Annotated in this window: 10 protein-coding genes; 1 reads left to right on the top strand and 9 read right to left on the bottom strand. The window is 64.0% G+C overall.

Features of this window, described 5'->3' with window-relative positions:
• Positions 1–107: 107 nt before the first annotated feature.
• Positions 108–2,489 (bottom strand): HNH endonuclease signature motif containing protein, encoded by a 2,382-nt coding sequence (locus AC3CD9_RS12350; protein ID WP_488364133.1) that lies wholly within the window; start codon positions 2,487–2,489, stop codon positions 108–110.
• 404 nt (positions 2,490–2,893) lie between these two features.
• Positions 2,894–3,553 carry a helix-turn-helix domain-containing protein gene (locus AC3CD9_RS12355; protein WP_229663978.1) on the bottom strand — a complete coding sequence of 220 codons (660 nt, stop codon included), beginning with the start codon at positions 3,551–3,553 and terminating at the stop codon, positions 2,894–2,896.
• Between the two features lie 185 nt (positions 3,554–3,738).
• On the opposite strand from AC3CD9_RS12355, the gene AC3CD9_RS12360 reads away from it, so the two are divergent.
• Complete coding sequence (locus tag AC3CD9_RS12360) at positions 3,739–4,767, top strand: NAD(P)/FAD-dependent oxidoreductase (protein WP_488364134.1); 1,029 nt, start codon at positions 3,739–3,741, stop codon at positions 4,765–4,767.
• A 119-nt stretch (positions 4,768–4,886) separates the two neighbouring features.
• Here AC3CD9_RS12360 and AC3CD9_RS12365 read toward each other — a convergent pair whose 3' ends face one another.
• The 7 genes from AC3CD9_RS12365 to AC3CD9_RS12395 all read right to left on the bottom strand — a co-directional run bounded on the left by AC3CD9_RS12365 (position 4,887) and on the right by AC3CD9_RS12395 (position 11,580).
• Positions 4,887–5,282, bottom strand: a complete 396-nt coding sequence (locus tag AC3CD9_RS12365; RefSeq protein WP_101543775.1) for a universal stress protein — start codon at positions 5,280–5,282, stop codon at positions 4,887–4,889.
• A gap of 133 nt (positions 5,283–5,415) precedes the next feature.
• Complete coding sequence (locus tag AC3CD9_RS12370; protein WP_488364136.1) at positions 5,416–6,849, bottom strand: APC family permease; 1,434 nt, start codon at positions 6,847–6,849, stop codon at positions 5,416–5,418.
• Positions 6,850–6,954: 105 nt separating this feature from the next.
• Positions 6,955–7,656, bottom strand: a complete 702-nt coding sequence (locus tag AC3CD9_RS12375; protein ID WP_488364137.1) for a type 1 glutamine amidotransferase — start codon at positions 7,654–7,656, stop codon at positions 6,955–6,957.
• Positions 7,653–8,930 (bottom strand): dipeptidase, encoded by a 1,278-nt coding sequence (locus tag AC3CD9_RS12380; RefSeq protein WP_488364139.1) that lies wholly within the window; start codon positions 8,928–8,930, stop codon positions 7,653–7,655. The genes AC3CD9_RS12375 and AC3CD9_RS12380 overlap by 4 nt, the downstream gene beginning before the upstream one ends.
• A 114-nt stretch (positions 8,931–9,044) precedes the next feature.
• Positions 9,045–10,202 carry a DUF819 family protein gene (locus AC3CD9_RS12385; RefSeq protein WP_488367547.1) on the bottom strand — a complete coding sequence of 386 codons (1,158 nt, stop codon included), beginning with the start codon at positions 10,200–10,202 and terminating at the stop codon, positions 9,045–9,047.
• Between the two features lie 220 nt (positions 10,203–10,422).
• Positions 10,423–10,731, bottom strand: coding sequence for a DUF3870 domain-containing protein (locus AC3CD9_RS12390; protein ID WP_488364140.1), 309 nt, complete (start codon positions 10,729–10,731; stop codon positions 10,423–10,425).
• A gap of 48 nt (positions 10,732–10,779) precedes the next feature.
• Complete coding sequence (locus tag AC3CD9_RS12395) at positions 10,780–11,580, bottom strand: serine hydrolase (protein WP_488364141.1); 801 nt, start codon at positions 11,578–11,580, stop codon at positions 10,780–10,782.
• Positions 11,581–11,587 lie beyond the last annotated feature (7 nt).

An 11,587-nucleotide genomic window follows, 5' to 3' on the forward strand; every position in this document is an offset into this window, starting at 1 on the left:
TTTCCCGCTGTTCATGCCGCCGATGAACCGCACCATCGGTCACGGCGTGTGTCCTGCGAAAAGCAGTCACATTGCCGGGGTGTTTGTCGGCCGAACCTAAGTGCTTGTCAGCCGAAGAGAGTCTCTCCGATTTCCCGCGCGATGAACCGTGCGTGGAGCACCGGTTCTTGTACTGGGTCGATGGTCGCCGGTGGCACCCACGCGGGCCGACCGTCAACGAGCATTCTGCAGTCCCAATCGGTGTAGTCAAGCAGGTGGTGATGCGCTGAACAGGCCAAAGTGAGATTGTTGACGTCGGTCTTGCCGTTCTGCGCCCATGGGACGATGTGGTGCGCTTCGCACCAGCCGGGAGGAGTGTCGCATCCGGGGAACGTGCATCCCTGGTCACGGCTGGCGAGAATTGCCAGCTGTTTCTCTGTGGCCAACCGTCGTTCTGTCGCCAGTGCCAACGATTTCGCCTTGTCGCCCATGAGGTGGAAGAAGACCGATCCGTTCAGTCCTTCCAGTGCAGCGGAATCGATCGGAAACGGCGCTTCTGCCCCCGTGACGGCCTTGCCGGTCCGGTTCGCCAGGTCTTCTGCCTTGGCTGTGACGACCAGTGCGTAGGCGGCTCCGGCCTTGATGCGGTTCATTTCGATGCTTCCGATGACGCTGGAGAAGCGCTCGTAGATGCGACGCCGGACACTCGGCTGCTCAGCGGCCATCGTCACCAGTGAGCCGTCCTGCCTCACCCCGGCTCCCTGCGGGATCTCACCGTTCGCGCCGACCTGCGGCGGGGTGAAGTCGAGCGAGGGGTCGAGACAGTCCGAGCGGTCGCCGCGCAGAACCTCCGTATAGGCGTCGACGACTTCCTGGTCGAGGTCGCTCACACTGTCACTGCCGCTTTCGGCTGCGGGGCGGGCGTCGTCGGTGGCGCTCGCTCCGTCGATCGGGCGTTCGCCATCCGCGGGAGCGGCATCGATTCCGGCCGCATTCGCGCACCTGTCCTCGTCCGACTGAGAATCGGTTTTGATGCGCGAAGTCAGCAAGCCGTTGAGGATCCCACCGGTCTCCTCGTCGAGGCGACCTTTGAGGGTCCACGTTCCGTCCTTCGCCTGGCGCAGGTTGACAGCGAAGCTGTCCCGGTCTGCCGCTTCTTTCGGTTCCTGGCCGTCGGGATCGATCCAGCCCAGGATCTCTTCGAAGAGTGCATGGATATCGCAGACGCGAACCGCCTGAGCCTTTTCGACAAGCAGACTTTCAGCCTTGATCTTGTCGTCCTCCGATACGTTCACAGGCAGGTTCTTCAAGCATTTGGAGATCGTCGACGCCTGGTTTGCCGAGAGCACTCCTTCACGAAGGGCCGCTGCGAGAATCGGAAACTGCGCCTCGATCGATTCCCCGCTCATGCTGGTCCGCTTTCCCAGGCACTCAGCGAGCTGGGTGCGGCGGTAGGCCTCTTGTGCAGACAGGTTGAGGCGATGCTGGACCAGCGCCTTCGTCGTCTTCGCGCCGTAGTCGCGGGGCGTGCCGACACGTTCGAACACGGAGAGGGTCACAACCGACAGGGACTCTGTCAGACGGTTCAAGGTCTCAAGACCGTCGAGAAGAGTCACCGCATCATCGGGCCCCATGGGGCGGGTGAAGTCGTGGAGCCCGTCGAGCAGACCCTGCAGAGCGCAGATGCTTTCTGTGACTTCTGGGGCTGCGTGCTTCAAGTCTGACCAGCGAAACTCGTCGAGCAGGGGATGCGCGTCAGCTTCGGAGTCATAGCGTTCGGCGAGTGCCTTGTGTCGCTCCGCGCGTTCTGCCTCAGCGATACGTTCAGCTTCTTCCTGCGCTCGCTTCTTCGACTCGTACCGCTCAACGTGGGCGTTCCACTCCGCTCTTTCACGCGCGAGCTCTTCGTCCTCTGCGCGGGCCTGCGGGTTCTTCTTCAGGAACTCCTCACGCTCCGCAGCTCTCTGTGCCTCACGTTCTTCGCGCTTTGCCTTCATCCACGCGCTTTGGCGTGCTTCGATCTCTTTGATGCATGCCTGGACCTCTGCCTCGGTCTCCGGCATCGTCGTCCTGCTCGACCAGGGCCCCTGCCCGGCGTTGATATCGCCGCCCGGAAGAGCAGGCGCCGATGCGTCAGCCTCGATAGCAGTTGCTTGACTGCTGTCTTCCGCGGTTACGACTCCGTCGACGACTGCAGCGCTGCCATCTTCGACGGCGTCATCCTGTCCGTCACCAACTTGGTCGGCGACCGCCTCGCCGTCGGCCAGGTTGTCGGCGATCCCGTCGAATCTGTCGGCGAGAGGATGGCCGGTCAGATCGAATCCGGCCTCAGCGAGCAGCTCCCGGTAGGTCGACCTGGAGGAGTCACTGTCGGCAGACCGGGCAGAAGAGCCGCCTGCAGTTGGAGAGAGGCCACTGGGCGGTGAACCCTGAGGGGGTGGTGCCTGCGAAGCCTTTCCTGCTTCGCGATCATCGTGCTCGTCGTACCTTCGGTCGGGGATGAGAGCCATCTTCTCTTTATCCGTTCATCATCGTTGATGTCTTCGGCTTGGCTCTATTCTAATCCAACAATAGAACAGAGTCGATAGTTCTGTACTATTTATTTGAGATATTTTCCCTGAGGTACTATTTTATACTATTTGTGCTGGTCAAATAGAGATTTCACTCGGAGTGCGGTGTTTGACAATGATCGCCGGCGACGACTATCAGAAGGGCCTCTCACCTTCGGTGTCGACCAAGTGGATCAAGACTACTTCTCGCCACTGACGCGATCACGCAGGACCAGGGCCCTGCCACAGACACGCGAGCAGAACTCACATCGCGCCACAGTCACGCAGGCATCCCGCCACAATCAAGCGCGCGCAACCGACGCCCCGTCGCATCCACGAGCGCCTGCGCCGCCCCACAGCTCCACTCAGCTCTTCATATGAACGCGCTGTCCTTCGGGCCCGAACAGGCTGAGATACTCGACCCCGCCGTCATCGGCTCCCCCGAACCAGTGCGGAGTGCGCGTATCGAACTCCGCAGCCTCTCCGGCACTGAGAACCATCGTCCGATCACCGAGGATAAGGGTGAGTCGGCCGCGGATCACATAGACCCATTCGAATCCTGGGTGAGTCTTCAGCGCACCGAGCTTCGGTGTCTGCCGACCGTCGACGATGTGCTTGAAGGCCTGCACTCCGATCGCTCCGCGGCTGAGCGGCAGGATCGTCTGATCATGGAACTTCCGCGGCGAGATATGAATGCGCGGATCCCCGATCGGCGGAGTCCCCACAAGCTCATCGAGCGGGAGCCCATAGACCCCAGCCAGCGGCAGCAGCAGCTCCAAACTCGGCTTGCGCTTCCCGGATTCCAGGCGCGACAGTGTGCTCGTCGACATTCCGGCAAGCTCAGCCACCTCGTCGAGGGTGCGCCCCTGCTCCTGCCGCAGCCCTCGCAGGCGAGCGCCGACACCGGCCAAGGACTGCCTGATGGCCTCCTGCGCCTCGACCGGGGCGGACCCATCGGAGAGGATCTCCGACATCCGACCCGTCGCATGAGCGGCACGCTCTCCTGACTCTCTTGGCTCTTCCATGCCCTCAGCATGACAGAATTTGCTATTTCCGCAAACCCATTTGCGTCTCCGCGCACATCGGGAGCACACTCGAACAGTCACCGAAATCGGAGCACGGCTGGCACCGAGGTTCCTGCCAGTCCAGCACCGGCGTGCCATCACAGCACCACCCACGTTCCGACCACTTACCCGCCCACAGGAGAATCATGACTACCCCCGCCCCATCAGCGAACTACCAACCAACTGCCCATGACCCATCTGCCGAATCCGCGCAGGATTCCTTCGATGTCGCCGTCATCGGCGGTGGGGCAGGCGGCCTCGCCGCATCGATCGCCCTGGCCAGGTCTCTGCGATCCGTCGTCGTCATCGACGCAGGCCAGCTGCGCAATTCCTCAAGCGCACACGCGCACAACGTCCTCGGCCACGAAGGCATCAGGCCCCAGGATCTCGTGGCGAAAGGCCGCGCCGAGGCCGAGGAATACGGTGTTGCCTTCATCGAGGCGACTGTGCAGCAAGCACGCACGATCGATTCGGAACCCCACCCTGCCGAGGAGGCCCCGCATTATCGGTTCGAACTGACCACCTCGGCGGGGGTCGATGTCAAGGCCCGACGCATCATCATCGCCACCGGTTTGAGCGACGAACTTCCGGACATCCCAGGTCTCGCGGAAGGCTGGGGCGACACCGTCCTGCACTGCCCCTACTGCCACGGCTTCGAGGTGCGCGGGCAGCGCATCGGGGTCATCGGCACAACGGCCATGTCATACCACCAGGCGATGCTGTTCTCCCAGCTCAGCGACCACGTCAGCTTCATCCGGCACAACGCTCCCGCCCCTGATTCCGAACAGACGGCAATGCTCGATACGCTCGGCATCGAGTTCATCGATTCCACCGTCACCGAGGTGGCCCGCACCGAGTCCGACACCGTCGTTTCACTGGCGGCCGCCGAATCCGCGGACGGAGCGGAATCGCTTACCTTCGATGCGCTCACCGTCGGCGCGTATGGTCGAGCAAATGCCGACCTGTTCGCCCAGCTCGGAGGCGAGGTCGTCGCTCACCCGAGCGGGATGGGCACCTATATTCCGACGCAGATGGCCGGACAGACCGATGTGCCCGGCGTCTGGGCGGTCGGCAACAGCGCAGACGTGTCTGCGATGGTCGTGGCCAGCACAGCCAGCGGGGTGATGGCCGGCGCTCATGTCAACGCCGATCTCATCATGGAGCGGCTCGGCTGAGACATGCACGCTATTGCGGCGCGGCCTACTTCCGCTGGCCACGCAGACGTCACGCATGCACAGCATGACCCGTAGCCGCGGGCCACGCCGCCGCGGGTCACGCCGCCGCGGTCAAGACCTCAGTGCGCGGCTTTGACGCACAGCACCGGGGCCTCGGCGTCGAGGATGACCTTCTGAATCGTCGACCCGAGCAGGAATTTTCCGACCGGGGTGCGCTTCCGGGTTCCGAGCACGATCAGTTCGGCTCCCACCTCGTTGGCGGTGTCGAGGATCTGTTCGGCCGGGTCGTATTCGCTGCCCAAGGTCAGCACGCGAAACTCGACGTCCGCTCTGGTCAGGTAGTTGTTGACCGATTTGAGCTCCCCCTCGCCGAGGCGGTAGGAGTCGCTGCGCTGCGCCGACCGTGACGCATTGACGACGACGAGCTCCTTGCCGTCCTTCTTCGCCTGCGCGATGCCGGCATCGAGAGCAGCGTGTCCGGCGGGATTGTTGACGTAACCGACGAGTACTGTCATTTTTCACCTTCGTTGGATTGAGCTGTACAGAACCGAGCGCGCAGGCCGGGAACCCACCGTCCCAGCATATCGAGCGATACGGACATGGGTCGGCGGGCGGCCCCGGCCGCACCGCCTCGGCGAGGGGATGAGCTCACGACAGCTCTTCGGGATTGCGGAATCGGGTGCTCGTGCCCTTCGTCGAACGGTTCCAGAACCAGGTCACGGCCCACAGGACGACACCGATGCCGACGAGCGCCGCCGCGATCTGATACTGGATGAGCTCATCGAGACGGGCCCACGGACCGACGAGGAACACGCAGGTGATGACGCCGATCCACGGCAGAATCGTCGGTGCCTTGAAGTGTTCGGCATTGCCGGACTTGTCCTTGCGCAGGATGAGCACGGCGACGTTGACGACGGCGAACACTGCCAACAGCAGCAGCGAGGTGGTGCCGCCCAGGGACGCGGTCACCGTCTCGGGCAGGATCGTGGACACGAAGAAGATGAGCGCGAAGGCGATCAGCGTCGTGAAGATGATCGACACCCACGGCGAGCGGCGGCCGGCCAAGACCTTGGCGAACACGGGCGGGAGCACGTTCTGCTTGGCCATTCCGTAGAGCAGACGGCTGGCCATGAGCATGTTGATCAGGGCCGAGTTCGCAACGGCGAACATCGTCATGAACGGGAAGATCGTATCGATCGGCAGGCCCGGAGCACCCTCGCGGACGACCTCGAGCAGCGGCGTCTCGCTCTCGGTGAGCACGCCGATGGGCACGGCTGCGACGGTGACCAGGGAGACGAGGACGTAGATGATGCCGGTGATCGTCAGGCCGGAGAGCATGATCTTCGGGAAGATCCGCGGATCTTTCGTCTCCTCGACCATGTTGACCGAATCCTCGAAGCCGACCATGGAGAAGAAAGCGAGCGCAGTGGCACCGGTGACCGCGAGGAAGACGCTCTTGTCGCCCTCGGTCTCGAAGATCATCACACGTGAGAAGTCGGCGTCACCCGAACCGAGTGCGAAGAAGCCGACGACGATGACCAGCAGCAGACCGCTCAGCTCGATGAGGGTGAGGACGACGTTGAACCATACGCTCTCGCCGACTCCGCGGAGGTTGATGAGCGCGATGAGGGTGAGGAACGCCAGCGCAATCCACATCACCCCTGTGCCGGAGACGTCCCAACCGAAGCCGGCCACGAGGTTCGCCGCGAAGACATTCGACGCCGTCGATGCCGAGGTGATTCCGGAGCTGAGGACGGCGAAGGCGACGAGGAACGTCACGAAGTGGATTCCGAACGCCTTGTGCGTATAGAGCGCTGCACCTGCGGCCTGCGGATACTTCGTCACGAGTTCCATATAGGAGAATGCGGTGATCAGCGCGATGAGGAAGGCGAGGATCACCGGTGCCCAACCGGCACCGCCGACCTGCCCGGCCACCTTGCCCGTCAGAGCATAGACGCCGGTTCCGAGGATGTCACCGACGATGAACAGAAGCAGCAGCTTCGGCCCCATGACCCGCTTGAGGGTCTCGGGCTGGTGTCCGTCACCGGGGCCGATTGTCGTCGTGGGTTCTTTGTCGCTCACGATTCCTCCGTGTCCAATGCGGCGGCTGTGCCGCATACCTGGCAACCCTGACTGTGGTCAGAGCCTCGCCTAGTATGCCTCAGACACGAGCCTGACACACAAGCTTCAGTTCCGAACCACCGTGAGAAACGCGGAGAACAGTGCCTTCGAATCACGTTCGCTCTCCGGCCCGAGCTCCATCGCTTCTTCCAACAGGGTATCTTTATCGAACCCCAAAGTCTGCAGTTTCTCCGCATCCCAGCGCTCGATGTTCGCCCGCGTCGACTCCGGGTGGAACTGGGTCCCCCACGCCCTGCCGACCCGGAACGCCTGGAATTCGCAGGCCTCGCTCCTGGCCAGCAGCGTCGCCTCCTCGGGGAGGGCGACGATGCGGTCGACGTGGCTTTCGACGAACGAGGTCCGTGGCCGGATCGCGGAGAACACCGGGTCCGCGGCCGCCTCGGCGGTGGTGTCGATCCGCGTGTATCCTTTCTCCGGCGCTCCGGTCCGAGCCCGCACATCGCCCCCGATGACGTGGGCGATGAGCTGCCCGCCGAGGCAGATCCCGAACTGCGGCAGATCCGTGGCCAGGGCACGGCGGACGAGTTCGGCCTCATCGGCCAACCACGGGGCACGATCCGTCTCATCGGGCATGTACCCGCCGCCGAGCATGATGAGGCCGTCATAGGCATCGAGTTCCAAGGGCGCTGGCAGGGGTGAGACCCCGCCGATGCGCAGATCGAATTCGACGTTCTCGCTGATCGTCCACCGTGTCAGCAGCCCCGGCTGGGATTCGATGTCATTGACGATAACAAGCAGCCGAGTCATGATTCCGCCCCCGCCGAGGCGACCGAACCATTGCCTGCGGACGCGGCGTTGCCGGTGCCGCCGCCGTGCCCCTTCGCCGAGGCGGCCGTGCCGTTGGCCGCGGGCCCGGCGTTGCCGGTGCCGCCGCCGTTCCCCTTCGCCGAGGCGGGGGTGCCGTTGGCCGCGGACGGCGCATCGACCGCCGAGCCGAGGAACGCCGTGTACGCATCCTCGTGCGCGTCGAGGACGCGCATCGCATTGTCGAAGCCGATCTTGCGCAGCTCGGTCTGCGACCATCCGCGCGAGGCGAGCTCGGCGAACAGGTTCGGATACTGGCCGGCGTCGCCGAGGCCGGTCGGCAGCTCGTCGACTCCGCAGATGTCGCCGCCGAGGCCGATGTGGTCGATCCCGATCCTCTCGCGCACGTAGTCGCAGTGGTCGGCGACTTGGGCCACGGTCACCTCGGGGGCGGTTCCCTGCTCTCCGGCATCGACCCATTCGCGGCGGGTGTTCGAAACGAAAGACGGCACGAAGGTCATCATGGCCACTCCCCCGTTGTCGGGCACGCGGTCGAGGACATCGTCGGGGATGTTGCGCGGATGCGGGTTGAGTCCGTACGCGCAGGAGTGGGTGAAGAGCACCGGCAGGGTGCTCTCGTCCAGCGACTGGTGCATGACGGTGGGCGCGACGTGGGAGAGGTCGAGGATCATCCCGATCCGGTTCATCTCCGCCACGACCTCACGGCCGAAGGCGCTCAAGCCGCCGTGGACCGGTTCGTCCGTGGCCGAGTCGGCCCAGGAATGAGTGGTCGACCAGGTGAGAGTCATATAGCGGGCCCCGGCGCGGGCGTACGACCGCAGCACGGCCAGGGATTCGTCGATCTGCTGACCGCCCTCGACACCCATGAGGGATGCCACCTTGCCGGCTGCGCGGGCGGCACGGACGTCGGCGGCGGTGCGGGCGAAGGCGAGGCGTTCGGGGTAGGCGGTGACGAAGCGCTGGACCGCGTCGATCTGCTCCCATGTGGCCTTGATCGCGTCGGCTCCGGTGATCGAGGAATGGACGTAGACGGACCAGTACTGCGCGGCCACATGTCCGGCAGCCAGCTGATCCATCGTGGTGAACGGCGAGACGGCGGGGTCGTTGAGTCCCTCCACGCTGTAGTCGCGTTCCTCGCGCAGGTACCATGCGAGGTCGTTGTGTCCGTCGAAGACGTCGACAGCGGGTGCGGATGCTGCGCCTGGTGCGGATTCGGTGTCGGGTCCGGCTGCAGAGGCTGTGTTGGGTGCGGTCATGGTCGGGTCCTTCCGGTCGGGCGGATTGGGTCGGTGCAGGGGTGGGCGGATGCGGAACGGCACGTCCGCGATGGGGAGGTCGGCCGCCTCGGCGAGGTGGGGTCGGTTCGTTCATCATGCCAGCCCGGACAGGATCTGGGCCGACCACAGGCCGAGGAACGTGCCGAGGAACGTGCCCATCAGCGCGAACAGCACACCGACGGGGACGAGCTGTCGGTTGAAGGCTCCCGCAACGACCGGCGCCGAGGCGATTCCGCCGATGTTCGCGGTGCTGGCCACGGCGATGCTGAAGAGCTCGGTGCGGGTGAGCTTCGCGTAGATGAGCATGATGGCGATGTGGACGACGAGGACGATGATGCCCGCCACCAGGTAGAGCGGTGCCTCGGCCAGGGAGGTGAAGTCCGAGCCCGAGGCGATGATGCCGATGATGAGGTAGAGCAGGATCGTCGCGAGCTCATTGGATCCGGCGGTCTTGCCGAACCGAGTCGATCCGATGGCCAGCCCGAGGACGCTGACGGTGAGGATCGTCCACGCCGTGCCGTCGATGACCGCTCCGACCTCGGGCAGCAGTTCGCCGAGGCGGATCGCCAGTGCGGAAGCCAGAAGTGCGAAACCGATGAGCCCGAAGATCGACGACAGCGTCATCGGCTTCTCCTCCTCGGCGGAGACCCTGTCGGTGAAGTCGAGTTTGGACATATCCGCCTTCGTCCACTTGTCGAACTTGTCGGAGACAGTGACAGAGGAGAAGACGAGCAGCAGCCAGAAGGAGTAGAGCACCGTGTCGACGATGAGGACATAGCCGAACACGTTCTCGGGCGCCTGGAGGACCTCCTGCACCGCGACCATGTTCGCCGAACCGCCCGTCCACGAGGCGTTGAGAGCGCCGAGGGCCTTCCACGCTTCCGGGTCGAGGCTGGAATGCAGGATGAGGTAGCTGATGATGAAGCCGATGATGATGCTTGCCGCGGTCACCGCGAAGGTGAGCAGCAGTTTGGGCCCGAGCTTGATGATCTGCCGGATATCGCACTTGAACAGCATGAGCAGGATCATCGCGGGCAGCATCACCTCGCGCAGGGTGTCACCGACCGCGGTGATGTCTCCGCCGTCGTGGTCGAAGACGCCGAAAGTGTTGAGCAGCGCCGCCACGATATAGAGGATGACGAAGCCGGGCACATATTTGAAGAGCCTGAAGCGCCCGCTCCGGTCCGCGACGACGAGCGCTGCGGAGATCGCCAGAAGCAGGCTGATGAATAGAAAACCGTCCGTGATCACTAACGACACTTCCTCATTGAAAACGTCCATCCCGGCAGAGGCAGAGCAGACGGTGCCGCAGCTGGCTGCGCCGCACGGCGCGGATGGCAGCAGCACTGGGTGAGCCAGCGGCAGAGCCACGGGCGGCGCCGAGGATGCCTCCGGGATGGAGCAATGTGCAGTTGTCGATCGGATCCGGTCCGGTGAGGGCCCGGGCAATCGGGGTGGTCGAACGTGCTGCCTAAGCGGTGACCTCGCGGTACTTCTTCGCGGCGTTGTTCACTGCTGTGATCAGCGCCTTCTGCGAGGATCCGTGGTAGCGGCGCTGGATGCGCTCGATCAGTCGACCAGGGTCCGTGATGTCGACATCGACGAACAGGCTCCGAATGAAGTTCCGGGTCAGAGCCAACGTCGCCGTGCAGTCCACATCGAGGATTCGGTGGGTGTCCGGCTGGATCTCGAAAGCCACGTAGAACAGACCGAACTGGTTGGTGATCGGGTTGTTCGACGGAGCCTTCGCTTCGCCTGTGAGGTAGATCGTATCGGACATCGCCCACCAGACTACCCCACGGCTCTCCGCGCCGATTCGCGCTCGGGCTCAGAGGAACCGGTGGATCGCGTTGCCGGCCTGCCGCATGATCGGCATGACGTCGACGACGCGGTCGGTGCCCGGTTCCCAGTTCGCGAACACCGCATAGGCGACGCGACGCGTAGGCGTCATCACGATCCCGGCATCGGCCCGGATCGTCCCGTTCGTGCCGGTCTTGTTCCACACCCACACGTCCCGCTGGTAGTTGTAGTGGGCGAGCGGGTCGAGATCGAACGCCGAGGCGACCATCGAGGTGTCCGCGCCGGCTCCTAACCAGCGCCGGAAGACCTCGTTCGTCGACTCATCCCAGAATTCGTCCTTGGCATGCCTGGCCATGAAATCACTGAGCTCCGCGGCCGTTCCCGTCGACAGAGTCCGCGGTGCCTTGGCCGGACGCGGCCAGCGCAGAAAGTCGTGCAGACCGGAGCTCCGGTACCCGAGCTTCTCCACCTGATCCGCAACATTCTCCAGCCCGACCCTGCGGATGAGCACGTTCGTGGCGAAATTGTCACTGAACGCCCCGATGAGCAGGGCGACGTCGAAGATGCTCAGGTCGTCCTGCTCCATGAGGTACCAGATCCCGGACTCGTCGACCCTCTCCGAAGGCCGCCGATGCAGGCGTTCTTCCAGGTCAAGCGTGCCGTCCTTAGACATCTGCAAGGCAGTGTGGAGCAGGAAGACCTTGCCCATGCTGGCCGTGTCGAGTTCGTCGTTCTCATTGTGGGAGAACACCCGTTCCCCGCTGTCGACGTCGAAGGCCAGAGCGCTGAAGCGCACTCCGGGCAGTCCATCGAATTTCAGTTCGCTCATCAGCGTG

Source organism: Brevibacterium sp. MGP-B1, assembly GCF_057766545.1.

What these genes read in the sequence shown, in the direction of transcription:
- AC3CD9_RS12350 (WP_488364133.1), bottom strand. Translation starts at nt 2,489, where the DNA reads ATGGCTCTCATCCCCGACCGAAGGTACGACGAGCACGATGATCGCGAA.
- AC3CD9_RS12355 (WP_229663978.1), bottom strand. Translation starts at nt 3,553, where the DNA reads ATGGAAGAGCCAAGAGAGTCAGGAGAGCGTGCCGCTCATGCGACGGGT.
- AC3CD9_RS12360 (WP_488364134.1), top strand. Translation starts at nt 3,739, where the DNA reads ATGACTACCCCCGCCCCATCAGCGAACTACCAACCAACTGCCCATGAC.
- AC3CD9_RS12365 (WP_101543775.1), bottom strand. Translation starts at nt 5,282, where the DNA reads ATGACAGTACTCGTCGGTTACGTCAACAATCCCGCCGGACACGCTGCT.
- AC3CD9_RS12375 (WP_488364137.1), bottom strand. Translation starts at nt 7,656, where the DNA reads ATGACTCGGCTGCTTGTTATCGTCAATGACATCGAATCCCAGCCGGGG.
- AC3CD9_RS12380 (WP_488364139.1), bottom strand. Translation starts at nt 8,930, where the DNA reads ATGACCGCACCCAACACAGCCTCTGCAGCCGGACCCGACACCGAATCC.
- AC3CD9_RS12390 (WP_488364140.1), bottom strand. Translation starts at nt 10,731, where the DNA reads ATGTCCGATACGATCTACCTCACAGGCGAAGCGAAGGCTCCGTCGAAC.
- AC3CD9_RS12395 (WP_488364141.1), bottom strand. Translation starts at nt 11,580, where the DNA reads ATGAGCGAACTGAAATTCGATGGACTGCCCGGAGTGCGCTTCAGCGCT.